Below are 25,682 nucleotides of genomic sequence, written 5' to 3'. Positions count from 1 at the left end.
TACTGGCCATCCCGATGACAGCGCAGAAGATAGATACGAAACCAAAAAGTCGCTATAATTCAATAAGTTGATCTTCAGCCCCACTATTCGAATGTCTGTTCACGTTCTTCAGTTCGACGTTGTTCTCTGCGCCGAATATCTTCAATCCGTCTATTTGCCTCGACAAAGACGGCTTCCGCTGCTTTGGCGATGGTTGTGTTTTCTCTGTTGGCTAGTGCACCAATTGCATTTGCTCGGGGCTGCATAGAGTCTGCTTGGTTCCCGGATGATCCACTACGAGGTTCCAGGCGGCTGGCATAACTGCTCAAAACGGCACGAGCGTCAGGGGCCGAACCTAGGAACTTCATTGCATCTTCACTAAGTGCGACTAATTTTTTCTTTTGATCGGTCTCCCAGAGGTTGATGCTTGCTCCGACCATTGCCCAGACTCCTGAGTCATCCTGCCTCTCACACCACGAGATCAGGCGGTCCACATTGATCTCAGTCAGTGGTAGGCGGTCCATCCCGCCGCTTTCGATAAAGAAACGGCGTCGCTGCCGCGCCTCCTCATCACCTGCAAAGGCTCTATCAAGGAACGCATCAGGCATCCGTGCGGCAGTTGTCTGAATTGATTTGTTAAACCCATGAAAAGACCCGTATCTCGCATCAACGAGGTCAAAAATGGTGTTCAACCATGCATGTTTCTTATCCTCATTGCCTTCGAACAAGAGCGCAGAATCGATAACATTCTCCATGCTGTGGTCGGTCGATCCTCCAGGGTCGTTTTGATCGCGCAAGATACGCTTGGTTGCTGCATCCAATCCGATATGTCGAAGATCTAACCCAAGGGTGTCCTCGGCACCGTCTTTGCCGTGCAGCTTCATGCTAAGCCCTTCTAAGACGACGTCATCTCCATGTGGCTTAGCCAAGATTCGCTCTGCGAGACCCACGATCCGATCATGTGGCAATGCGGCGTACTCGTCACGCCACAGCATCGCTCCATACATCCACCCAGGCACTTCGGGTTTGTCCAATGCGGCTAAACATCGATCTAGATCGATCTCTGTAAAACCGTGTGATGGGTGCAATCCGACTAGTGTTCGGCAAAGAAGATGATGATTAGCGCATTGGTCCAATAGTTTTTGCGCCGACGCCGGATCACTAGACGCTATTTCCTCAATGAAGCCTGCATGGACTGAATAGTTGAAACTTGGATCAGAGCGCTTCTCAAGCTGGGCGACAAGTTCGTGCCAAGTAGAATCTTGATCGTGAGCACCTTTCGCCAGTCCTTGACCAAAAGATCCGCGATAAGGCATCCAATCATTGCTGAATAAGTTGGGACCCAAGGCGGCTAATTCTTGCCCTGAGGCAGCAAAGTCCTCCCCCAGCTTTTTAGCCTTGGCTTGGAGCCGCTGTTCGGCTTCGTGATACTTCTTTGGGTCGTCGTTATCGAAGTCACTATCTAGAGACCAATAGTCAGCGCCTTTGCTTAGCACATAAGTCATTATTGTCGGGAGCAAATCGCGAGGCTCGAGATCGGCTTGAAGTGCTGCCAGAATGTCTGGAAGCGGTTCTGGATCTTCGTCTGGTTTTCTCTTCGTATAGTCAAAATAAATAGTTGAGCGGATGGCTAACCAGCCCTCTCCCCACGGCTCATGTGTATGAAGTACCCGTGCGGCATCGACTAATCGGTCTCGCATTGCTTCTTGGTGCCACATCCCGCGAAACTCATTTGCAAGTGCTAGCCTTGCAGGGTTTGAGAGGTCGATATTATCGGTTGTTCCCAGCTGTACGGCCACATCCAAAAATGCACTTCGCCAAGCGACCAACTGATCGTGATTGGGCCTAAATCCAAAGTCCCTTGGGCGGGCACCAAATTCGTTCATACCCGACCCCATCCACGGTGGACCATCGAGCGCGGCAGACAACATTCTGAACCCAAGTGCTTGGCGCTTTGGATTATCAGACTGAATGCACTCCTGCATCAGTTGCAGTCGTTGCTCTAACGAAGCATGTGTCCCGGACAGATAGGCTTGGAAGAACCTGACGACCTTATCGCGCACGGCGTCATAGTTGTTCGATTCATCTTCGAAGTCCGCGACACGAACAAGTAGTCTCACGCAGCGGTCAAAAGCAACTGCTTCATAAGCCATCGACTGCAACAGGCCAAGGATCGTCGTCCTGCGAGGGTTGTGGCCTAGTTCCATGCCATCAAAGTTAGCGCCATTGATCTCGGCTTCAATTCGGTCGAGGAGCGCATCTGGTGCTACAGGGCCGATGTAGTCCAGCATTCTTGCGCCGGTGTCGTTCAGCGCCGATATTTGCCCCAGCAATCCATTTGGTTGAAGCCAAGCCTCGACAATCTCTTTGGCTACATCGTGATCGTGCATCAAGCCAAGTCTGTGCGCAAACGACATCAGGAGCCGCTCACAACCAGGAGCTTCAAAAGTCTCCCTGAGCGTCTCAATTGGGATGCTGTCCAAGGCAGATTGAGCTAATCTGTTGGCGATTGCATGGGGCAGAATGGCCCGCCAGTGCGATCTCTTTTGTACAATATGCCGGTCGAGAAGTTTCTTATGTGAGCGGAACAATTGCGATCGTAGAATTCCTGACACGGAGCCAAGCACATCTAGCTCGTCCATTCCAACTTCTGGCTTCGTTATTGAGAAGGAATAGACAAGGGAGAGTATTTCTGCGTGTTCGCGAAGGTTTTCGTCAGGTTGATTGCGCTGCTCGAAGAGCCGATCAAACAACTGGCTGTCTGACAGTTGGGCTAAGGACTCTCCTTCTTCAACTCGCTCCGCGACAGCTAACGAGACTCTCGCGTTGCCGTCAGCAAATTCAGCGATTTTCCTTGCGTTCGTTTGGCCAATGCCCGGGAATCGGCGAATAAGAAGCTGTTCGGCTACATCAGGACCGTCCGCTTCAATATGGATCACTTCAGTAGTTTGGGGCTTGTCGTCTCGAATGTCATACTCGACAGTGACCAGAGCCACGTCTGTCTTTGAGGCTGACACTTTTCCTGCAAGTGCTGAGTGCAATTCTGAAGGGCAGTTGTCGAGAACCATGACTGCGCGCCTGCCTTCGGCCAACAACCTGTCCAACATTGCGGTAGCTGATGGGTCCGGCTCCGCTCCAGTATCGACGTAAACGGCAATGGTCCTGTCCAGTGGAAGAGTTCCAATTGTCTCATCGAAGAGAGCCTGCACGATCCTTGTCTTTCCCACACCAGAAAGCCCGGTAATACGAACCGCCTTGTTGGTAGAGCGAATGAGCTCGCGCATAGGTCCGATGGCGTCATCAATTTTGAGTTTTTCGCCTTTTCTGGAAGGAAGTGTGACTACGACGCCAGAGGCAGAAATCAGCGTATCATCTGCATCCCTCGGGGGATTGCTCCAAGCCGCATATGGTTGCCAGCCAGAGTATCCTTGGCCTAGCTTACTTTTCACCCAAAGCAAAACAGAAGGATGTTGACGTAACCACTGAAGTAACTTGGACCGATCAAAGAAATCTAGGTGAAGATTGGATTTCTGCGGATCGTGGTCAATGGCATCGCGCATCGCCTTCAGACGATCCTTTTTCATCGGCGGAGAACAGTCATCGGCCAAACTGACTATGATATAGCTGCCGCCCTTCGTTGCCTGTTGTGATATTGTTGGCGACAACTTGCCTCCTGCGGTCATTTCCGATGATATTTCGGACTTGGGCATCGAATGTTTCTTGGCCTGAAGAACCGTATCTGGCCTTGCTAAGAAACCAGTGTCCAAATTTGGGGCAGGTACTTCTACATGAATGTCAATGCCCTCATCGGGAGCGTTGATAGAACCAGACCAGCTCACTCTAGCTGGGCTATGACCCTGCATCGCAACCTCGGCTTCGGATAGGCGGGCAATCAATTCTTCGAGTTGCGTGTCAGACAGCCGCAGCAAGTCATCTTTTTCGAGATCAAAAATCGCCATAGCACCAACTCAACACAGCATATGTTCGCAGAACATTTAGCTAGGACTTGATGGGAACTCAACTCATCTGCCCAGGCCCATAGGCAGAACCGAAATGTGCGAGATCAAGAAAAATCGTTGTGATGGTGTTTATGCATTCACCGTCAGATTGTTTCTAACCCAATTTGATCCCGTCTCCAGACTTCGGTCTCCGTCCGATAAAAGCACCAACATCACAAAAATCATTGATGTTAGAGTTGGTCGCTCGCAAAAGCAGCCCGGGACCTCCGGTGACCCAATGAATGTCATGCGACACGACAACGAACGTATCATTGGATTTCAAAGGTTCTGATTGCGGGAAAAAAAAACCAGCTTCGAACTCCAGATAATTGCCACACCCGCTAAAACCCAAAATGCGCAATCTCTTAAGAACTTGCGTTGCAACGTCTTCTGATGAACTAGTGTCACTCTTGTCTTCTACGAACCAGCGTGCTGCTTTTAGCCCGTCCGATGTGATTGCTCCTGGGACCAAACGGTACATGTTGTCCAACTGGAGGTGAGTTAGTTCTTTCCGTCCAGTCTCAATGCTTCCAAGCGTGATCAAATCTGGCAGTAAGGCAGGAAATCGTCCTTGTCTGGGCCGCCACCGCCTCCCCGCTGTTTTGTCGCGCGGGGCCGCGCCATAGAGAAACGAAAAGTCGCCCTTTCGCTCACAGACCCGCATAAAGTACTCTGAAGGGTCCAGTTTTTCATCACCGTCAACCAGCTCAGCCTTGGTCGTTATGGAGCCTATCATAGCGTAAAAATGGTCATTCGCTCGTTCTGAAATTCGTTGGTCCATCACGGACATGACTTGGTACGCCGATCGTGTTGCGAAGTCCGAAATGAGATAATCAGCGAGAAGTCTTTCTAAACTTCTTAGTTTCGGGCGCTGTTTTTCCCAGTCAAGTTTGCCAAGATTATTGGCCTCTTTGAACGCATCAATAGCTGCCATAATCACGTTCAAGAAATCGTGCCCTGACACTATCGCATCTTCGTCGCCTTCAACCGCAAAATACAACCGTTTGCTGTTTACGGCTTCTTGGTATGTCCAAGCACGACTGACCCAGTCTTCTTTTTCAAGTAAACTGAGATCAGACGAAACGAGCTTTCCGTTCTGACTTGTTTTTCGAATTGCCTCCGAACATTGCTCCCCTAGAACAACTAATACTTGAAAGGCAGAACTGAAGATCTCACCCATACTCTGCAAGCAAACATTACGAGCAGGATCTTCTGCAGGAACACACAGTGCATCCACCCAGAATGCTGGCGACGCATTGACCGCCGCCGTCTGCCCTGCGGCTTCCTTAAGTGAATCACCGTTGTGGCTAAACCTAATACTTTTGACCCAATCTTCTTGTGACTGCGAAACGCCAATTGCTGTCTCTATGGCACGGATAACCCTTGCGGACATCGGTTGCTCAACACAGAGGGGGTTTTCAATTTTTTCTTTACCCCAAGCATATGAGATGCATGTGTAAGCGGGTGCGTCCGCTAGCTCAGAGTACTCAGAAATTGCCCACTTTTGACCGGAAATTTCTAGATGCACTACATCAGGCGGCGACAGGAGATTTACGGGTTCAAGTAGTCTAATCATGGATCAACACTTTAAAAAATAGCTTCACATGCTGGGAAAGGGCTCGCAAAGTAGGTGTTCGGGTTCAAGAATGAGATACTATCCGTTTTCATTGACCTTCCTAGATCGAAAGGCCATCATTTGTTATTCATCAAAAATTCGGAATGAGATTTATGGCCAAACACAAGGTTTTCATCAGTTATCATCATGCTAATGACCAATGGGCCAAAGACGAACTTCAAAGCTGGAACGACCAAGAGAATTTGTTCATAGATTTATCCGTGAATAGTGACGATGTCGATGACTCGCTGCCCACCGAAACTATCCGAGAAGTCATTCGGGACGACTATCTTAGAGATTCCACAGTTTCGATCGTTTTGGTTGGCACAGAAACCTGGGGACGGAAGCATGTGGACTGGGAGACTTACTCCAGTATGTTCGACGGTTCGGTGAACAAAAAGTCCGGCATACTTGTTGTACAGCTACCTTCGACGGACCCGAAACACATCACTGCGGCCCATGACATAGAGAAAAAGGCCATCTATCCCGAATACACGAGCTGGACCACTATCAACGATCGAACCGAATATGATCGGCGTTACCCTTTTCTTTCAGACCGACTTAAGGACAATTTAATGGAGTCCGGGGCAAAAATGTCCGTCACGAAGTGGGATACGATCGCTGCCAATCACGGGCATCTTTCAACAATGATTGATGCTGCATATGAAGATCGATCAAGTTGTACGTATGATCTATCGCGATCTTTGCGCCGAAAAAACGCATGAGCATCTATGAACTAGCAATCCTCGGCTCTGTGACACCAGAGCAAAGTGAAACGCTGACGAACACCATAAACAGCATGGTCAGCGATTTTGATCTCGAGCTTGGTACAGATGTAAGACTACACGGACAAGACACTCTGGGCGACCGGGATATCCACGCCGCTTTCTCCGCTGCTTTCTTCGGTGGAGACAATAACGGAGACCTGAACACAGTTCGACGACTAGTTGACGCTAGTTTGCCAATCATTCCGACAGTTGGTGCGAAGGGTGATTTTGGAGCCGACATTCCAGATTTTCTTCAGTTCTCAAATGGGTTGAAGTTGGCGAATGAAGATGCCGAGATGACTGAACTCGCTGCGGCAATGTTAGAGTGCGTTGGGCTCTTGCGAAGGCAGCGTCGTGTATTTGTGAGCTATCGACGGACTGAAGCTCGCTCCGCCGCCGTGCAGCTTCATGACACGTTGAGTGCCAAGGGATTTGACGTTTTCCTTGATACGCATGACATCTTAAAGGGAGAGCCTTTTCAGGATGCTTTGTGGCATAGACTTTGCGACTCTGACGTTATGGTCATGTTGGACACGCCAACATATTTTGACAGTAAATGGACCCGCCAAGAGATCGGCCGTGCAAGAGCGAAAGACATTCAAGTGCTGAGAGTCATTTGGCCTGAGCACAAACCAAATAGGATGACTGATCTTGCCGAGTCAATTTACTTGGAAGCAGCTGAGCTTGCTGGCGCCGACGGCCCAATAGTCGAAGCAACAGTTGATGTGATTTCACTTGCGGTTGAAAGATTAAGAAGTCGCAGTATCGCGTCAAGGTATATGGCGATAACTGGACGCCTCCGCGCAGATGTAGAAAAGATTGGCGGGACTTTTGAAGGCATCGGTGCCCATCGAGCTATTTCTATCCTATTACCTGACGAACAACGAATTTGGGCATACCCTGTGGTAGGTGTGCCTTCGGCAGAAACCTTGAACGACATTGCCGAAAAGGCACAGCGGTCTGACCAAGTTGGAACGCCGGTTTTGGTGTACGATCACATTGGAATCCGTGACGCTTGGGGTGCACACTTACAATGGTTGGATGATCACATTGCGGCCGTACGCTCGATCAAGGTGTCAGAGGCGGCATGGTCCCTGTCTGGTTGGGAGGTGTAATGTTGTCTAACGCAATCTTTCTCTCGGCAGGGGTTCCGGATCCAAAGCGCGGCCCCGAGTATGCAGCCACAGCAGACACAGTCGCCATCAATGCCGCAGTTTCTGCTCTTGTCCACGTCACGCTTGGAAGGCGACCGCTAGTTTGGGGTGGCCATCCCGCAATTACTCCCATGGTATTGGAAGTAGCAAAGAGCCTGGATGTGGACTACGGAAAGTGGGTCACGCTGTACCAAACGAATTTTTTTGATGATGAATACCCCGAAGACAACGAACAATTCAAAAACGTTGTTTTCACGGACAGGGTCGAAGGCGATTTAGGGGCAAGCCTGTTAGAAATGCGCCGCCGGATGTTCTCAGAACATGAATTTAGCGGCGCTGTATTCATTGGTGGAATGGGTGGCATCCTTGAAGAATTCGATCTATTCAATGAGCTCCAACCGAAAGCGTCTCTAATCCCCGTGATTTCAACGGGTGGCGCTGCTCAACTGTTATCCGATAAGTTCGATAGCACTAGTGATGACCTATCTACAGACCTAGACTATGTTGCATTGTTCCACCGTCACCTCGATATTTCTACGAAAGAAATGCGTTTTGAGATACCGGAAAAGCAACCTTACAAGTTGGAAGATCGCTTTTGGAATGATGCAAAAGTTGATCATAGGTAGCTCGAATGACATTTCTGCGTGATTCTGACATGCGTGCTCGTGCGCAGCGGCGCGCCAAACGCGAAGGCGTATCAATCAACGAGGCGCTGCGAGGTGCGTCACAAGAGCATCAGTCTCGGTACGATATATTCCTATCTCAAACTATCCGCGACGCAGAAATTGTCCTTGGGGTCTATGATTATCTGACCGACAAGGGGTTTGTCGTTTTTTGTGATTGGATTGATGAGCCCGACGTAAGCAGAAACGAGGTCACCCCTGCAAACGCCGCATTTATCCGAGAAACGATGGAGCAGTGTGACACATTGCTTTTCTTGGATACCGAGTCTGCCGATCAGTCTCTTTGGATGTGTTGGGAACTTGGTTGGTTCGACGGCAGGTGTGGGTCAGTAGGAATATTGCCGGTATTGAAAGGTGATCAACGCTTTTACCGAGGGCGCGAGTTTCTTGGGTTGTATCCTTACATCGAGGAAAGTTCCGATGGTGAGTTGAAAGTTGTTCGTCCAGTTGTGCCTAGTCCAGAAGGCTTAATGATCTTTGAGGCACCGAACTCGAGAAGCTTCGAAAGCTGGAGCAAAAATACCCAAGATTACATGCGCCCAAGAGCGTATAGTTCATGGCGGGAGCGAACATGAGCTTGTTCTGTTCAGAACAATGATTAGCCATGCTTTGAAACCATGGCATGTTGACTGGTCTTACCAATCTGCATCAGCCACAATGGTTATGACATTGCCCACCAATACTAAGAGGATCAACGGAAATGGTACGTAAGTGTTTTTACAGCTTTCAATACAAACCTGATAACTGGCGTGTTTCACAAGTTCGCAACATTGGAAGTGTGGAAGGCAACAAACCCGCGCCTGACAATGATTGGGAAACGATTACCGGTGGGGGCAATGCGGCAATTGAAAAGTGGATTGCCGCACAAATGAAGGGCCGGTCATGTACTGTTGTTTTGATTGGTGCCGACACGGCGAACCGAAAATGGATAAATCATGAGATCGTTAAGTCTTGGGACGGGAAAATGGGAGTAGTGGGTATCCACGTGAATGGACTACTCAACACCGATGGGAAAACCTCTCCAAAAGGAAAAAACCCTTTCGATTTCATCAACTATGGCGACACCGGAAAGAAGCTGTCGTCCATCGTGAAATGCTACACTCCAAGCGGCTCCAATAGTAAAGAACGGTACGCTTGGATCAAAGAGCACATTTCAAATGCCGCTGAAGAAGCCGTCAAAATTAGGAATGACAACTAAATCAATGCCGCCATCATTGGTACCGCAACAGCAACATGCCTCATTGCAGCAGCCCGCAACTAAATTACTTGGCTGGGTAAAACGCTCAAACAAGCCACCTTCGGCTGACTTAACTTATGCACCTGATATTTGCACCAGCCCAATTGCCTAGTTTTTATGATCGTGCCATGCCGTTGCAAATATCATGAAATTAGCACCGCACCGCGAAGCAACCATTTGATCTGGACGCGTCTACATTGCCATCGATTGGTCTTCGTTGATTAGTGTAACTAGGAAGGAATTCATGGCTTCAATCAGGTAAGTTACTAGCACTTCTATCAATTCGCCCCTGCACATACACATGCAAGGTTAGCTACATTTTTCTAATTTGTCTTGAGACAAACCTTTAGGTAATTGAACATTCCAACATTGCCTCGCAACAAAATTGTTTATGCGAACGACTTAGAGGCCATAGAGAAGATCGGTTACTAAATACTCAAGGCTTTGAGCGTTCCGACGAGCCCTTTCGGGATTGTTAGCAGCAAGTGCCTCTAGTTCGTGTGTCAGGTAAACTTCTGGCTGCAAATTTGCACCAACTTGGTGCAGTATTTCATGAATTACAGTTGAAGATTGGCTATCAATACCAGTGGGGCTGATATCGAAGTAGTCATCAACGAAAAATATGTCAGTTACACTACTTGGATGAACACCAGCTAAATCACCATTCTCCCAGCTCAAATCACTGGTGCTAGAGTTTGGACACCAACTTTGCTGGAATCCTGCGTAAGCACGTGCCTGTTGCAACATCTCGATTACGCCAGCTACGACGTCTGAACTTGGAGCTCCTAGCCATCTTGTGTACTTATCAATGGTAGGAGAGGCTGCAGCTTCTAGCAATTCAATTGCCATTGATATTTCAGTGTTCGAGGTATCAAAAGCTGTAGATATAGTCGCAGATTTTGGCTCGCTACATGCAACTTTGGAGTCGTTCAGATCTGCAATTGCTGGTGATACAGTCGACACAAAGATAATTGCAGAAAAACAACACTGAATAACAGTCATGGTTTACCTCACTTGGCGCAATGAGAGCACCGTATAGTTCAAATAGTTTTCAGACCGTCACTTTTGCTTAAAGTCTGCATGCCAGATCGTAATGCCACCCTCTTCGTCTAAAAATTTTCGAAGATTTGGGAGTTCCGAAATCGCCTTTTTCAGTTTAGCGTCATCGGTCGGCTTAACATCAAAAGCCAATCCAGCCATATGTCTTGAAAAGCCTTTCTTTTGTGTATCTGTCCAATCTGACATGATTTTGGCTAAACCTGCTTGGATTTCGGCCTTAGTTTTCGCACTAGGGTTTTTATCCACCCAGTCCTGTAGGCTTTTTCGCTCTGGGCTAGATTTGTAGGTTTGCTCAATCCATTTGCGATTATTCACAACATTTCCGGCCATTGCGCGTGCTTGATCGTCCGATGAACGCCTTCCACTAGTGAAAACAACACCCGGAAAATCGGCTTCGAGCTTTAACGCCGCTGATTTTGCATGTTCTGCTAGGTCCAGTTGCGAAGCGGTTTTTCTCTCACTTTGTAGAGCTTTTCCAAAATCGTCTTCCAGAAAATGTGGCTCGATCTCGCGGTCATTCTGTTCGCTGGTCATTTCTCTATTCTCCTGTTTCAGGTTCAAGCCTTTTAACTCACCGCTGATCAAACCCTTTGTCATCTGGCGCTGAGGGATGGGGTCCTATCTTGTAAGCAATTCCTCCTGTGTGATCAGGCAGGCGAAGGTGGTCTTGCCGCGAATTACCGATGACAAGCCATCTGGGCTCGTAGCGAAAGCCTCAACAATTTTCAGAGCGGTTTCCTCGCCCTCAAGAGCCTGAGGACTGGGCCCATCCCCGTCGGCAGCGGTGCGTTCGTATTCCCTAATCAAGATGGCTCGGCTGGATAGATTTCCGTCCAATCTCCAATCGGACGGCAATTCCACTCTAAGATCCCAAAGATTATCCGACACAGATGAACCAGCTGCGCCACTTTGTATCGGAGTTGGGTGAGACGTATCTACCTTTGTCCAACCCCCTTCCCCTGAAACACCCGCCGAACGTTCAAGAAAAATGAGCTCCAACCATGGCTTGTCTACTGTTGGTTTGAGATCTGAAAGCACAGTTCCTGGCTGGCGTTGACGGTACGTTCCACCGTTGACTACTACACGTGCGGATGCATCTGGGCGCCCCTCAGTCCAGTTTATAGTAACTTCCGCAACTCTACGGGGTGGCACGCGCGCCCAACCATCGACTGGTTGTGAGAGCTCCAACCCTTTTAGAGTTCGGTCGCGGTGTTGGCAGGCTGCGAGCGAAAGGCGCACATAAGGCATGTAACTGGTCCCTCCGCGCATATGGATATCCGAAATCCAGACATCGCGTTGGCGGTCAAGCTCCACTGGAAAAAGCGCAGCAGACACCTGATAGTCAGAAATGACATGACCATCAGAAAGTTCGTTGGGGGGAGAAACTCCGGGCAGTTCCAAATGAGCCATTCGTTCTTCCGTTAGATCGTTCAGAAAATCATCGCCGGTCAGAAAATCGTTCACGCTCACGCTATCAAATTTTGGGTCGCGCCCTTGTAAACTTACACGTGTACGCATCTCTTCAGGAATGTCTTCTGGTATTGTTTCGGGCCGATCTGCCTTTGACTCACCGGTACTATCAAACAATGCTCCGTCCCAAAGCAGAACAGCTAGTCTTTGGTCAAAACCCGCGTCAAACCAAGGACGTTGAATGAAGTACCGCAATTTGCTGTGGCGTTCGATTTTTATTCCAGTTTGACGTGGTGGCCCTCCGACGCCATGAGAAATGAGATTAATGCGATCAAATTGAAATACCGGTAACATCTGTTCGGCTAGAACAGGCGCCGCCGGCCTTGCGGTAGCACGCAATACAAACTCTTCGGTTGGTTGGCCAGGAGTGATAAAGGTCTGCGAAGTTCTGTCATTTGTCGCAAAATTCTTAGAGTGGCGTGAGATCGCAGATACTCGAAGTTGGATTTTGCGTGCTTTTGTGTCGTAGAAGTCGTGCATTATGCACCTCAGACTTCCGCCTGGATCACGCAGTAAGTTCACGGGTTTCCCGGCGAGCTCAGCTGTATTTTCGACAGTCGCCAATGTGCCTTCTAAGTGGGTCCATTCATCTGGATCAACGGGGCTAAAACGCCGCAAAGGATCACATTCGTCGCGCCGCGCCGGTTGCGAGGGATCATCGAGATACTCTTTCCATCGTGCCTCAATGCGAAGTTGATCGGTTGAAGGCCGATCACATAAGACCTGCCCCCCAAAAACCATATTGGTCGATTCTGCAGCTTCATTCTCGGCTGACCCGTCCTTCATTTTTTCTATAATTGTGTCATCGCCTAGCCAGGCTTCAAGTGCCTTAATGGTCGCCTGCTTGGCTGATGGGGCTGGCTCGACCAGCATTTGTTCCGCTACTCTCTCAGCAAGGTTCACTCGCGCAAATGGCACATGAGAAATGCCTTCTGGCACCAAATATTCTGGTGCCCTGATTGGCCGTTTCGTCGCATTGACCAAAGAAAGTCGCCGAACCGTCACCAATCCTCGTACGGGAGTTCTAGATAGTAGTTCGCCCAATTGTCTGTAGGTGCCGTGATTCGTCGCCAGTGCAGCAAAAGTACCGGCTTGCCCACGCAAGTTGTTAAAGCGGGAGCTACTTTCGTAGCTCTGCGAAGAAAAGGCCATTTGCAAAAGGCGATGCGACGCCACATCTTCACCGAATACCGGCGCAAACCAAGTGGCTAGTTCACAGCTTCGCCCATCGTTGAGCCATATACCCAAGGTAGGAAGCGTGCCTTCTAGGAAGTTGCGACTGCTGGTACCGATCCGTAACGTTAAGCCGTCGGCTTCTATCTCTGACTCTTCGAAAGTTGTGTCGTCGGGCGGCTCCGTTTCTGGACGCATAAGCTGCAAAACACAGGGGGCTTGGTTCGGCCAACCAGTGCCACCTTTCAGTGCCTCCAGCCGGATTGGTTCATCCAATAACGGGCGTCCCTCACGTGTGGGCATCAAGCACAGAACATTCGCCAATGGATCAGGTAGGTAGGGAAAATCCACTGAATTGTCGCCTGAGCGTCCCACTAAAACACCACCACGGGCAGCTTTCTGTTTTGTGCTTTCATCGCTTGAGCCAACGGTGCTTAGTGGGTCATCAAGGATCTCCGGGACATCTGGTTCGTCCAATTCTTCGCCGCCGACGGCCACTGGGAACCCGCCGCTCCAGCGAACCCGGTGCACTTTGTTGTCTTTATCGAAGAGACCGGCGAGCACATCGCTAGATTGTACATCTAGGACTCCAGCTACCTCCGCGGCAGCTATGTCAATTCTCGGAGGCAGAATGTACCTTTGTACTGTGTCGATGTTATCGGTGCTTATGGAGGAACCTGCCGTCGACTCCTCTTCTCCTTTACTGCGCAGGATTAGATCGTCTACCGAATTTCCAGGCCATTGCGTGATGAATGTCGACTCCGCGCCATGCTTCAACCCATAAGCAGACTCCGATGGTGCATGGGCTACAAACAATGGCTCGCGCGCGGTACCACTTTGGGTAGTGGGCAAAAGGATCTCGGGGGCACCAATTGGCTCATTGCGACCGAAAATAAGTGGTTTGTCCCCATCAACTGCACCCAGACGCAAAGAATGGGGTCCTATGTTGCCATTGTAGTAGTTCAATGCATCAGACAGCCGCGGTCCGCCGCGGTTTAGGAAAACGGGCCGAGCGCCAAAGTAGTATCCTGCGCGCTCTCGTTGCGGCGGCAAGCCGGGCACTACGCCGTCCAAGCCAATTTCGTCGTCATCCTCTTCTTCGGAAATCTCAGGTTCGGAGTAATCCATTTCGATCGGCAAGGGCCCTTCGTCTGGGTCTACCATTGGCGAGAACCAGTCTTGAACGATGAATTCGTCCTCACGCGCACGACGGGGCAGTGATAGCGATCGTCCTTGCCAGGTTGCTAACGTTTCTTGAACAACTACATCGGAGTAGCCGCCAACGGCGGCGGGAACAGTCTCAAGGCTACCGTCCACGTTCTTTACTTCTTTGATAGCATCTGGATGATCAAGATAGCGGTTGATGCCTGTTACATATGATGTGCTGCGATGGCGCACTTCTGGGCGCGCGGTCTTTGTTGAGACTTTCAGATCGGTCAGATCAGGACTGTTGCGAAGGCGATAATAGTCAATGTCACGATCACCTGCGGCGAACCAGGCGGTGCGCTCCTCTGGTTGAGCTATCCCAACATCGAGGCGAAACCCTATTGTTAAGTTTTCTGCAAAAGTGAGCATTGGCGAGTTACCATGCCACTCTTCGCTAATTTCGCTTGCAGCAAGATTTTCGATTTCCTCGTCAAGTCGCCCGCGGTCGATTAGCGCTATGCCATATCTGCGGACCTGAGGCAGATGAGCGTCGAGGTTCTCTTCTACCTCGCCAGCCAGGAATTGATCCGTTGTACCATCAGCAGCCCCTTCGAAGCTGTTTAGCACTTGCTGTTCGTCCAGAGTCTGAAGCGCGAAGCGCGGCGTGCCAAAACGTTTTTCAGTAAGGTCTTTTAGTCCGGCTTTGGGATCAGGCGTGCTATCGAACCATTCGGCGCGACCCGAGGGTCTAAATGCCAACGAACCTTGGAGCTCGGCCTGTAAGATAGTCGCTGTCTGCGTATGCGGGCTAAGAAAAGAAGTGGTCGCACTTAGGCGAAAGAACTCAGCGCCGCCGGTCTCGTTAAGCAACTCTTCGAGAGGTACCTTATAGTCCCGTATCAGACCTAGTTTTTCTGCAAGTACGGGATGGGCGTAGATCTCCTGAAACCTTTTCAATGCTTCATCTGCCGCCTCATCGGTTGGATTCTTGACGGCAACCCTCCCAACCCCACGACGCCACGCCGATTTTGATGCCGCTAGTGCACGTGCAAAGGGAACAGCATCGTTCAAGCTACCCTGTTCTGGGTTCAGGGTGTTTGGATTGTCATCTAAGGCCAAAGTTCCTTTTTCTCCCAACACATCGGCAACAGCCACTGCAATGTTGTCGGCGATTAAAAATTGATTTTCGTCGACAATAGCATTTGTGTCTTGATCACTCTCTTCGCCCTCGAACGCCTTTTTCCAAACAGATCGAGCATTCTCAGAGCTTGCCGCAAAATACTTGGCGGTACTTCTTTCTTGCTCCATCACAACCTGACCAAAACCGGGGCGGATGTTGCCTTTTTTCTGGGCTAGAGATGGCGAGTGGCGGCTAACATTGTACCCTAAGCTAGAGAAAACGTCATCTTCCTCGAGGACTAACGATCGAAGAGCAGCTTCTCGTCGTTTTTCGGCCAGTAACAGCAAATCCTCATCGTTGAAGCGCTGTCGCTCGCTAGGCGCTTCTGGCTGCGCCAAACGGGTAGCTGTGAGCTCAGGGAAATCAACACGTGGTTTTAAACTATCTGCGCGGTAAAGTTCGGCCAACCGGATAGCCTGACTGGGGGGAGCAACTAACTCTGGCGGAGTCTTTGATGCCGTATCTGCACCGTCGTCGCGCAATAGTAGCTGGGCCTCTTCATTCTGGGGGGGGGCATAGGAACGAACGGCCCCTAACAACCGCCCATGGATAGTTCCTATCAAATCACCCGGAGTGAGGCCTTCGTTGAACCGGTCAGTCCCTTTTTGCTGATTTTTGCTGCGTAAACTGATCGTTGCATCCCAAGCCGCCAGTAATTCTGTCGATTTGATTTCCGAAAGACCCGCTGCAATAACGCTGACATGATCGCTCCGCAAAGTGATTTTGTTCGCCTTCCTAACCCGAATTTGTTCCGGATTGCGTAGTCCGGAGGGGTTGTTGGGAAAGAGAAGTGCGCGCGCAAGGTTGCGCAACTCATTCGAGCTAAATAGGCCTTGCCAAATCTTCTGAGCTTCTTCCGGACTCCAAACTTCGGTTACTTCCTTTGACGACAGGATCCCTTCATAGTTCAAAGGGTTCAAAGAACCGTTTTGTTGGACAAACTCGTTCAGATCACTGGGAGTTTCGAAGGCCGAAAGATCAATTTCGCTGAGGGTATTGGCATCTTCTTTGCCCGACCAGCTGCAAGGCACGCGATATACTTCGAATTTTGAAGAATCGAATGGGTTAGGGATGGAGATCGAGCAAAGCTGAATATCTTGAGGCTGTGGCTCTGATTGATTTTTAGCATCGTCCATTCGCAAGAAGGTTGTCTGGCTAACGCTATGCAAATGCTGAGGCAAGTCTGCAAGCCAGACCGCGAAGCTATCGATCAAGATTTCAGCGATAGGGCGTGCATCTAAACTGGTAGGGCGTTCCCACAAAACACGTTGTTTTTCTTCCGCTGATACCGCTTTGAGGGTATTGATCTGATCTGGTGTGAGGTCGTCGATTGTAGTTGGTAGGCCGGCATCTTCGCCGCGATCAAGTGCCTCAGGATCAGTCAGGATCAAACGGTAGACGCTCTCATGTACCACCGAATCAGCCCCTGGAAAGAACCCGGTGATTGCATCTTTGATCTCATTGCTAACTGCCGCCTTGGTTATAGGAACCAGCAAAGACATGCCGTTTGGGCGAAACACGAGGCTAATATTCGCGAACGGCCCTTCGTCACCCAAGGAAATCCCGCTTGGAACCGTTGCAATGTCAAATCCAGATAAGCGTGCTGCAGTAGTTGTCATATTTGTGTCACCGTCCAGAAGCTACCGTTTTCGGAAGAACTAACCCTTTGGGGTATCCATCGTAGTATGCCTTCCATTTCACCAAACGGGGCGGTGTAAACACGCGGATCAAAGGCCGCCCCCAACTCGAATTTACCGATTTCTCATACAGGAATGCGCGGGCTTCAACGTTACGGCTACCAGAGATTTTGCGCTCAACGTCAAATGAGAAGGTCACATCAAAGAATTTGAGACTGAACGTGAAAGATACGAAGACCCGACCATACATCGCCCCATTTATGTGGGTGAGCGACAACTCGATATGAAAGGCCAATCCAAAAATACCGATTGAGCCCTCGCCAATGGCACGTACAAAGCCAGTAATGATTGTTAGACCATCTACGGTCTTCTTGATGTAGATACCGGCTGTTACTTGGCCATGACCGTTGATCACTACAAGTTTGAGAGGCACGACTCCACCGTACTCCATAGAAGCCTCAAACCCAGTGATCCGCTTGTTTGCGGTCAGCCCTATGAAACCGCCGCCACCATAAGGTGGCACAGCGATTAGGAAGGGCCGATTCCGCCTTCCAACAGAGGCCTTGAAGATCAGCTCTCCGTCATCCAGCGGCAGATGAGCCGAGACATTCAGAGAAATCTGCGAAAAAATTAACGGCCCTAGGTAAATGGTGGGTAGTTCAAATCGCACGCCTACCTCAATTTTGGGTGGCAACAGGTCGATATCGTAATATGGGCCCTGTTCCCCCCCACCGGACAGGAAGCTCGAAAGCGATTGAATGAACTTCACCATCTCGCCAAAAACGAAATCTTCGGGCAGTGCGTTCAATTTTGCAGATTGTCCTGATCCTGCTGTGAAGCTAGCGGCACGAAAATGCAGCTTCACTACATCAAAACCCGGAAGAACATTGATGGTGAATGGGTGCAACCAAGCGTCAGCCCAAACGCGACTTTCGCCGGTTAGAATGTGGTAAGTAGCGCCAGCATCAAGGACTAGATCACCGCGGCGGTTTTGGAACTCCGCAGCACCTATCGGCCTACCATTTAGATTGGGGTAGAAGACGTCTTGGATGCTTTTTTGACCTCCTTCACCATCATCCACGAGCCAATAGTTCTCATTGGCAAGAATGGGGCCATTGGAATCCTCTTTTTCAGGGGTAGCGATTTCAAAGATTGGCTTTCCGGGCGGGAAATCCCCCAACTTCGTCTCCCATGGGAATACTACGCCCACTTTGACAGGCAGCAGGTTCGTTATCGCGAGGAGGATTTCACTCTTAAGTCGCTCAAGATCGGGAAGGTCGAGGATCTGTCCTGATAAGATCAGCTCAACAAGACGATCAAGAACATCAATCCCATCCTCTATAGCAAGCGGGCGTTTTATGAGGGCCTCTAGTCCGGTTCGTATTGCGTTGGCATCGGCTTCCGCGATTTTCTTCCTTAGCTCCCTTAGATCGTCGCGTTCTTTTTCGATGGCAATGCATGCTCGGGCTAAATCTGCGGTTACCGTGCTATCGACGAGGTATCCTAGAACTGTAGGCTGATTGTTAGACTTATTGACAAGCGCTTCTGTTATTTCCGAAAAAACAGGTTGCGCTACCTGTTCCCATATAGGAAGTGCCAAATCGATAGCGACCAACAGTAAACGGCGTGACCAGCTATCGAGCGCATCCAGCGCGCCATCGCCGAATTGTGTTACACGGGCAACTTGGGCGGCAAACGTACGGTTTTGCTGGCTCGCAAAGTCTAGAACTACTGTCAGTACAGCGACCGCATCTTGAGGAGTGGTAATATTTTGGATGCGGTTTTGAACAGCTATCCCCACACGCTTGCTCTCGGCAATAGCCGTTCTGAAGTCTTGGGCGTATCTTTTGAGAGGCGCTAAATTTTCAGCCTCTACACTTGTCAAGAAATTCTCAGCTGAGCTGAAATCGACCGTCGTTCCAAGGCCAATTGCCTCAGCAATAGAGCCCTTTAGAGCCGCCCCTGTTGCCTCGATTGCTTTCTTGAGATTCCCCAGCTCGGTATCGCGTAAAGTTCTGTTCTCTTGTGTACTACCGAATGCTCTGGAAGTTTCTGCATCGATTTCGTCGATCATTTCTGCCAAATTTCGTGAGGCACCAAGAACTGCGTCAATCGCCGAGGCCTGTAATCTGAACAGTTGGTTGACGGGTTCAAGCTCTCTCGCGGTCAAACACTTAACCTTGGAAATATCCTCCTGTAGCGCTTGGAGGAGGAACTTGCCGTCCTTTAGTACGTCTAAGGCTCGTTGAGTTGCCTGCAAGGCTCGGCCTCTGGTTGAGGCGATCTTCGGAAATTGCGCGGGTACTTTCAGCCCACCGATTTGCCCATGCAGCCGCAAGACATGAGCCTCAGCCTGTTCAAACCGGCCAAAGAGATCATGGCCTTGACCAGTAAGTAGACCGGTAGCCTGTTCACAAAGACCTTTTAGAGTTGAAAATGCGTCTGAGACTTCTCTCAGTGCAGTACTTTCGAGAGCTGCTTTCGTCGCGCTCGCGACTAAGGCAATTAACTCGCGGGTGATCTCTTTTCGCTTGTCTTGTGCTTCTCCTGCGACAACATTTTTGATCCGAAGAACCTTTTGATGCAGATCAGCTAACGGAAAGCCGAAGGTCTCGGCCAAAAGTGTTTCGCCGCGTTGCCGCAACAATGCAGCCTCTTTATCAGCGAAAGATTTGACATAGTCTTTGACATCGCGCTCAATACGAAGTTGAAGGCCTTCAATGTCGCGTGAGACTACATCATCAATGTAGGCGTTTACCTGCTCAGGCGTTGGATTGGTGTTGCCAGGTAGTGGACTCAATCCTTCACTTACCCGCCTGAAGATCTGACCACGTACTTGTGTTTCAGTTTGGCGCGCATATCCAAGAACGGCACCTATAATTTTTGCCGCCTCCTGATCTGCATTGTTGATCAATTCCGCAAAAGGTAACGCTGTTTCAATACCTGCCACGACAACTTCGGTCGCCATCTCATCGACCGCATCCGCAATCAACTTGTCGATGCCGGATGTCAAAATCCGCCGCAGCTTGTCGAATTCAGCTTTTACTTCAGCGACCAACTCAGTGACGATCGGTGGAACTGGATCGTCGATCACAGCTTGAATTTCGTCTCCGAGGTCCTTAGCAGCACCAATTAGCCCAGATACTACCGAACCAAGGCTGTCACGAGCCCTCTCAAAATCCGCCTTGTTTCCTTCGGTTGGCTCCTGATCTAAAGGCAATTGGTCGACAAGTTGTTCAATTCTGGATCGGGCCGTCGCGATCGCCTCCAGAAGTTCTTCATAGGCCTTATTCAAATTAGGGTAGAGATCGCTTAGAGTAAGCTCACCGTCGGGCCCTGCAAGACCCTTAAATTTGACGGCCATACGCTCAAGGAAATCGTCGATGGCTTCAATCAAAAAATCGCCAGCGTCATCGACCGCATTCTTCAAGCGTTCGAAAACATTTTTGCCCGGACCACCTTCAACATCGTAAGTTGTTTGCTCCTTGATCTCAGGGGCACCCTCTCCCAACGAAACTGCGTCGAGCACAGACTGCAAGGTGAAAATACCCAATACCTTTGAGTTGCCAGCAAGCATTTCGATCGGGTCAAATGTTCCAACTGCGGCAGCGCTGTTAGGGTTCGGTCGGGCTTCTTTGGCTAACCTTGTTTCGCCAAAAGCAGTAAAGTTGACTGGTTCGTAGGTCTTAGCGCCACCTATCGGTCCCTTGAGGCGCGAAAGATGAGCAATGTCCATATTTGGTCGTGCAAAACCGCCCGAGCTGGCTCCATCTCCTGAGAAATCCAGCGGTAGTGGGCTTAGCACATCTAAGAACAGTTCAGAGGGGTTTCGATCTGAATCAAAGCCATGTTCTACCCATTGGGCGTTGTAACTGGCCGAAACATGGCCGTGTTGTTGACGTTTGATCCGATCAATCGACTCCACCTTGATCTTACTACGCTCTACTGTCGCATAAAAGCCGGGTTGATCGGCACCTTCCATGTAAGCGTTGATGAAGTACCCCTCGGCTGGGTTGGTGATATCCTCAAATATTTCTTTATGATTTTGCTCCGGATCACTCGGGAAGTAAGGAATACCAGGGCTCTCAGGGTAAGATCGAGCATTGCCACGCGCCCGGCCCGACACAGAGAGAGTCATTGAATGGGTGGCAAAAGACGTTGCTCTTGCGTCTTTGCTTGGCGCGAAAGCGTGCGGTTTTCCTAAGCTCTCAACCTTACGCGATCCCTGATCGGAGTTGCGATAATACTTGGCTAGATTGGCCATTTGCACAGGGTCTTGTGCTACATTGTTCGAAACAAACAAGAACCCAGCACGATGCACATCTTTATCGTCATCAAGTTCAAACTCCCACAAAACATCTGACGCTGGCGTGGTCCCCATTGCAGTTTGTCTAGGCCAGAATGTGTTTGAAAACCCTTCTATGGCGCCACTTTCAATTTTGGTTTGATCTGGTGGAAGAATTTCGGGTGATTCACTGGTCCGTAGCCGAATTCGCTTCTGAGCGAGTCCCGCGCGCCCACCAAAAGGTTGGCCGAGAGCAGGAAAGAGTTTCTCTACCTTTCCGACCGTAATGAACGTCCGCTTTATTAGATAGGCGGTCTGATCTATGTCTTCCGCATCAACTGTATGCGCTGCATTTCGCCGAAATTCTCGTTTAGTTATCTGAACAAGTGAGGCTCGATGCCCTACTGGAAGTAGAAAACCCTTCTCAGAAATAGCGACAAAGATATCCTCACCCAATAGACTCTCTTGTTCAAAAGTTTCTGTCTCTGGAGCTCGGTAATTTGCAGCTGGATAAGGGGCTTCTCCACCGGAAAGTGTAGGTCGTACAGCGTCAACATCGGCATAGGGCTGAAATACTGATCGAGAGCGCACATTTGCACCCCATGATGTCATCACAACTTGCGAAACACCTAAAGTCGGAGATTGAACAATCCCCATGTCCTCAGGTTTGATATCTTCGCCACTGGGTAGAAGGTCACCGGCGTATGTATAGCCTTCCGGCGCAGCCTTGACGTGTCCGCTGGGGTCATCGCGGAACTTTATAGGCTTAGAAGTGTTGGTAGTGGGGTCGCCATCGAGATAGGCCAGAAGGTCGTTGAGTGGAGCAGGCATGTTGTTATCGACATAAACTGCCTGGAGGCGCCGTTTGGCCATTAGCGCAAATACGGAAGTCATGGTCATCAAGTCACGCATCTGGTGGTGATTGACAGCTCGGTTAAAGGTGACGGCGCCTTCTTGACCCGGTGTTGCAATCGGTGACCAAGGGGCCAACGCTTTGTCATTATCAGAGATCGGCCGTCCTTGGAGATATCCAAGATCGACTCCTCTCACCCAAATCACCCTTAGATCTTGTGTCGACATTGACGCTGGGTCGGCAACTATATCCAACGGCTCTTCTATGTCGCCTGCATCTACCTCTGCCTCTTCAGCTGGCGTCTCTTCCTCTGCCTCTTCAGCTAGCGTCTCTGGCTTGCACTCACTCTTTCGCACTATTGGAGCAGAAGGTGCAGATTTTGGCACAATACGTGCGCTCCACAATTGGCTCCCTCGCAACCCAGCCTCGTCCAATCCGGTCGATACTGTTTCTACCCGTGCACCTGCGGAGGACGGTGAAAGAATCATGCGATAGCGCGCTTCAATGGCAGTTGTAAGATGGATCCGACTGTCGGGACGCGCGACGTCAAGATCACGGTCCTTTTCCACGCTTTCGCGAATTAGTTCCATTGCACGTCGCCGTCCAATATCCTTCCCGATACCAACGTAGTCCAATTGTTCAAGAAGAGTGCTGTCAGCAGACATGGCCCGCCCGGACACATGTAGAGCTAGGTCCTGCCATCTGGTGAATGCGTCTAGCGTCAATGGCCAAGGTTCATGATGTTCGTCGATGCGAAATGCAATCCGCGATGGAGCAGCTGCGCGAGACTCGGACATTTCCTTTAATTGCGCCCCACCCCCCGCAGTTAGGTTGTCATAAACCTCTTCTTCAAAATGCTGTGCTTCGAAGTGCGCCACCAGTATTGGCGGAGTAATTTCGGTTCCATACGGCTGGAGCCGCGCCCCAGACGGCGCATCAGGATCAGACACTACCAGAAAGCGAGAAAAACCAAATTTGAGGTTTAATAGATCTCTCGCTCGGAAGAGATTTAGAAGCGAATAGGACGCATCAAATACAAAGGATGTGTCTCCGTCGTGAAGCGTTATTACACCAGTGTCCTCTTCGCTTACATCTGGTTCTTGTTCGCTAATGCTATCGACCAGATGCACAGTGGAATCAGCTGCGCGCGGCATCCCTATCTGCATTTTCACTGGGGTCTTAGGGAAGCGCCAATCAGATAAATCCGCTTCAGTGACACCGATGTTTGCAGAAGAAAGACCTACCTCAAGATTGATCGACTGAGCACTCCAACCGGTTTGCACGTCTAATTCTAGGGCTGGTCGGCCGACATTCCCAACCAATTTGAAACTGGTCTTTCCAATCTGAGCCTTAACGGAAAGTGCTTCAGATGGTGCCCAAATATTAAAGGAACTTGGACCACTTCCCAACCGCATCGTCGAACGGCTGTAGCTCGCATCCAAAGTTATTGCACTGTGATGCCGATCGGATGTGACCTCAAGAATTGACGGACCTTCCCAAAAGAATTGATCAGCCCTGCGCCGATCCTTCGAAACCAGCAATGCACCTCGACCCAATCCCGTCGGCGCAAGAGTTACTTTCGTCGATGCGTCCAAGTGTGAAGGAGCATTTTGCCCTGCTTTTGCGGTTAAGTCTGCTAAAGCAACATGCCATGATGGGTCATCTATCGAAGGATGGTTCCACCTCATGGCCCCGGCACTGAATCCAAAAGGTCCAGCCCTCAACTGAACAGTTTTTTCTGACCGTCCACGTACGACAAGTGACCCAGTTGGGGTCGCAAACACTTCCACCGGTTCGTCAACAAGTGCAAAATGCTTACTATTTTCATTAGGCCGGAGATCATCGCGTATCTGAACTGCGCGCAGATCAGTCAACCAATCGGAAAGTAGAACCGGACGCCTCATAGCCTCCGGTGATTGAACTGACCGAACGTGCCAAGCTCCGGCACTACGTTGAAATATCAATCCAAATTCAAAGGCTCGGGTCAAGCCTGCTACACGCGCGCGACGCAAGCTAAAGAACCAACTTGCCCCTCGTTGGGTCAATTGAGCACTTCGGGTTTGCCCAAAACCAGATAGGTTGAACCGAGAAACCGAACCAGCGTGTTCTATTATTAGCGCATCTCGCTCTAAACGTAAGGACAGTTGTTCGAAACCAAGAGCTCTGGTTGCAGGTAACACCGCCAGAGCCGTCAAAAACGTCCTGCGAGATATGGAGACATCGGCTAGTAAGCTACCGCTCATTTTTCTGTGCCAGAAAGCTGTGTCCTGAAGCCGGTGCGCTTTCGAAGTTCGGAACAAAGTATCCCCCCTTCAATAAAATAGCTATTTAGAATAATTTGCTTAATTCGTACTAGTCTCAACGATCGGGTTGAATTAATCAAGACTATTGCCTCGTTAATCTGAGATTCGGTTTTCCGAAGCGCTTGAAAAGGCAAGGACGGCGTTACCCCGACCATTGCTCGGCCTCCGCCTCAGGCGCCTAGATGACGGCTCTCATTGTGATGCTCATTCATCTCATAACTCCGAAGAGATTTGAGTGTCGGGTTAATACCAACAACTTTCTTTACGATCTATCTTTTTTCTGAGCCACTTTCATTTCGGTCATAACCCATTTCCGCGTTGCTTTAAGGAGGCTTTGAATGGCAACAATCATCTCATCCCTTTCCTTAGGATTTGGTAGCAGCCAGTCTGGCCCAAGCCGGTACCAACGACTGCGCGTCCGTGCCCACCCAGCGTCCGGATCAAACCCGAAAAGCGGTGTCGTCGTCACATACGGGTCATCAATCGTTGGATGCCCCTGCACCTTACCGTAAATTTGTTGAACACTTTGACCAATTGTTTCGAGGCGATAATGGTTGATGATCGGCGCATTCGTAAGTTCTTCGTCCGTTGGTCCTCGTTCTGCATCTGCGATGGCCTTCAAGACTTCATCAAAATTCTCGTCCATATTACATCCGTTCTGTCGTTCTTTGGGATCCGTTGTGCTGCCTGAAAGTCGTACACAAAAACTACCAAGGCAACCCACCCGGAGAGATCCGAATTGGTAAGTAACATATTGATTCTATTATTTACTTTACTGAGAAAGCTGATCAGGACTCTTGCTTTTCAGTCGCAATGGATTCATTCTGCGCATGTCCATTTACGTGGATTTGGAGGGCTCAATGCCGCAAAAGCTAGATGCAAATCTCATTAAGTACAGGTTGCTTTCAGAAGCCAACTTGTCGCTGAAAGATCTTGCGAAGAAACTGAAACGCGATCCCTCCACAATCAGCATGGTCATCCACGGTCGCCGCAAAAGCGCGCCAATTATGCAGGCCATAGCTGACATCTTGGATCCAACGTTATCTGAAACGCCTGACGACGGTACGACTGTTGATGTCGAGAACAAAGAGGATGCAGCATGACCTAGGTTTCAACAAAAATTAGCCAGAGGTATTGCTGAAT

At 49.9% G+C, this 25,682-nt stretch carries 13 protein-coding genes; 6 read left to right on the top strand and 7 right to left on the bottom strand.

Annotated elements, in window-relative coordinates; translation table 11 throughout:
- Positions 1 to 83 precede the first annotated feature (83 nt).
- Both Q1A43_RS20100 and Q1A43_RS20095 read right to left on the bottom strand, forming a co-directional pair.
- Positions 84 to 3,938 carry a hypothetical protein gene (locus tag Q1A43_RS20100; protein WP_299938254.1) on the bottom strand — a complete coding sequence of 1,285 codons (3,855 nt, stop codon included), beginning with the start codon at positions 3,936 to 3,938 and terminating at the stop codon, positions 84 to 86.
- Between the two features lie 154 nt (positions 3,939 to 4,092).
- Positions 4,093 to 5,505, bottom strand: coding sequence for an HET domain-containing protein (locus Q1A43_RS20095; protein WP_299938252.1), 1,413 nt, complete (start codon positions 5,503 to 5,505; stop codon positions 4,093 to 4,095).
- Between the two features lie 200 nt (positions 5,506 to 5,705).
- Between Q1A43_RS20095 and Q1A43_RS20090 the strand changes: the two genes are divergently transcribed.
- The 5 genes from Q1A43_RS20090 (at position 5,706) to Q1A43_RS20070 (ending at position 9,394) form a co-directional block, all read left to right on the top strand.
- On the top strand, positions 5,706 to 6,317 hold the full coding sequence (locus tag Q1A43_RS20090) for a TIR domain-containing protein (protein WP_299938249.1): 612 nt from the start codon (positions 5,706 to 5,708) through the stop codon (positions 6,315 to 6,317).
- Positions 6,314 to 7,474: a toll/interleukin-1 receptor domain-containing protein gene (locus Q1A43_RS20085; RefSeq protein WP_299938247.1), complete on the top strand. Its 1,161-nt coding sequence runs from the start codon at positions 6,314 to 6,316 to the stop codon at positions 7,472 to 7,474. The genes Q1A43_RS20090 and Q1A43_RS20085 overlap by 4 nt, the downstream gene beginning before the upstream one ends.
- The gene (locus Q1A43_RS20080; protein WP_299938245.1) at positions 7,474 to 8,139 is read left to right on the top strand and encodes a hypothetical protein; all 666 of its coding nucleotides are present in this window, start codon (positions 7,474 to 7,476) and stop codon (positions 8,137 to 8,139) included. The genes Q1A43_RS20085 and Q1A43_RS20080 overlap by 1 nt, the downstream gene beginning before the upstream one ends.
- Before the next feature lie 5 nt (positions 8,140 to 8,144).
- Positions 8,145 to 8,771 (top strand): hypothetical protein, encoded by a 627-nt coding sequence (locus tag Q1A43_RS20075; RefSeq protein WP_299938243.1) that lies wholly within the window; start codon positions 8,145 to 8,147, stop codon positions 8,769 to 8,771.
- Between the two features lie 125 nt (positions 8,772 to 8,896).
- Positions 8,897 to 9,394 carry a TIR domain-containing protein gene (locus Q1A43_RS20070; protein WP_299938240.1) on the top strand — a complete coding sequence of 166 codons (498 nt, stop codon included), beginning with the start codon at positions 8,897 to 8,899 and terminating at the stop codon, positions 9,392 to 9,394.
- Between the two features lie 441 nt (positions 9,395 to 9,835).
- On the opposite strand, the gene Q1A43_RS20065 is transcribed toward Q1A43_RS20070, so the two are convergent.
- The 5 genes from Q1A43_RS20065 to Q1A43_RS20045 form a co-directional block, all read right to left on the bottom strand.
- Complete coding sequence (locus Q1A43_RS20065; protein WP_299938237.1) at positions 9,836 to 10,435, bottom strand: M35 family metallo-endopeptidase; 600 nt, start codon at positions 10,433 to 10,435, stop codon at positions 9,836 to 9,838.
- Between the two features lie 57 nt (positions 10,436 to 10,492).
- On the bottom strand, positions 10,493 to 11,089 hold the full coding sequence (locus Q1A43_RS20060; RefSeq protein ID WP_299938234.1) for a hypothetical protein: 597 nt from the start codon (positions 11,087 to 11,089) through the stop codon (positions 10,493 to 10,495).
- A gap of 21 nt (positions 11,090 to 11,110) precedes the next feature.
- Complete coding sequence (locus Q1A43_RS20055; RefSeq protein WP_299938231.1) at positions 11,111 to 17,080, bottom strand: hypothetical protein; 5,970 nt, start codon at positions 17,078 to 17,080, stop codon at positions 11,111 to 11,113.
- Positions 17,081 to 17,087: 7 nt separating this feature from the next.
- The gene (locus tag Q1A43_RS20050) at positions 17,088 to 24,140 is read right to left on the bottom strand and encodes a hypothetical protein (protein ID WP_299938228.1); all 7,053 of its coding nucleotides are present in this window, start codon (positions 24,138 to 24,140) and stop codon (positions 17,088 to 17,090) included.
- Positions 24,141 to 24,801: 661 nt separating this feature from the next.
- Positions 24,802 to 25,185 carry a DUF6634 family protein gene (locus Q1A43_RS20045; RefSeq protein ID WP_299938225.1) on the bottom strand — a complete coding sequence of 128 codons (384 nt, stop codon included), beginning with the start codon at positions 25,183 to 25,185 and terminating at the stop codon, positions 24,802 to 24,804.
- A gap of 214 nt (positions 25,186 to 25,399) precedes the next feature.
- Here Q1A43_RS20045 and Q1A43_RS20040 point away from each other — a divergent pair, with 214 nt between their 5' ends.
- Positions 25,400 to 25,642, top strand: coding sequence for a helix-turn-helix transcriptional regulator (locus Q1A43_RS20040; RefSeq protein WP_299938222.1), 243 nt, complete (start codon positions 25,400 to 25,402; stop codon positions 25,640 to 25,642).
- The last annotated feature ends 40 nt before the right edge of the window (positions 25,643 to 25,682 follow it).

Source organism: uncultured Pelagimonas sp., assembly GCF_947498515.1.
In the GTDB taxonomy this organism is placed as follows: Bacteria; Pseudomonadota; Alphaproteobacteria; order Rhodobacterales; family Rhodobacteraceae; genus Pelagimonas.
This window is presented reverse-complemented; position numbering and strand designations above follow the sequence as displayed.

Coding starts and splice junctions, on each gene's coding strand:
- Q1A43_RS20100 (WP_299938254.1), bottom strand. CDS start 3,938: ATGGCGATTTTTGATCTCGAAAAAGATGACTTGCTGCGGCTGTCTGAC.
- Q1A43_RS20090 (WP_299938249.1), top strand. CDS start 5,706: ATGGCCAAACACAAGGTTTTCATCAGTTATCATCATGCTAATGACCAA.
- Q1A43_RS20085 (WP_299938247.1), top strand. CDS start 6,314: ATGAGCATCTATGAACTAGCAATCCTCGGCTCTGTGACACCAGAGCAA.
- Q1A43_RS20080 (WP_299938245.1), top strand. CDS start 7,474: ATGTTGTCTAACGCAATCTTTCTCTCGGCAGGGGTTCCGGATCCAAAG.
- Q1A43_RS20075 (WP_299938243.1), top strand. CDS start 8,145: ATGACATTTCTGCGTGATTCTGACATGCGTGCTCGTGCGCAGCGGCGC.
- Q1A43_RS20070 (WP_299938240.1), top strand. CDS start 8,897: ATGGTACGTAAGTGTTTTTACAGCTTTCAATACAAACCTGATAACTGG.
- Q1A43_RS20065 (WP_299938237.1), bottom strand. CDS start 10,435: ATGACTGTTATTCAGTGTTGTTTTTCTGCAATTATCTTTGTGTCGACT.
- Q1A43_RS20060 (WP_299938234.1), bottom strand. CDS start 11,089: ATGACAAAGGGTTTGATCAGCGGTGAGTTAAAAGGCTTGAACCTGAAA.
- Q1A43_RS20055 (WP_299938231.1), bottom strand. CDS start 17,080: ATGACAACTACTGCAGCACGCTTATCTGGATTTGACATTGCAACGGTT.
- Q1A43_RS20050 (WP_299938228.1), bottom strand. CDS start 24,140: ATGAGGCGTCCGGTTCTACTTTCCGATTGGTTGACTGATCTGCGCGCA.
- Q1A43_RS20045 (WP_299938225.1), bottom strand. CDS start 25,185: ATGGACGAGAATTTTGATGAAGTCTTGAAGGCCATCGCAGATGCAGAA.
- Q1A43_RS20040 (WP_299938222.1), top strand. CDS start 25,400: ATGCCGCAAAAGCTAGATGCAAATCTCATTAAGTACAGGTTGCTTTCA.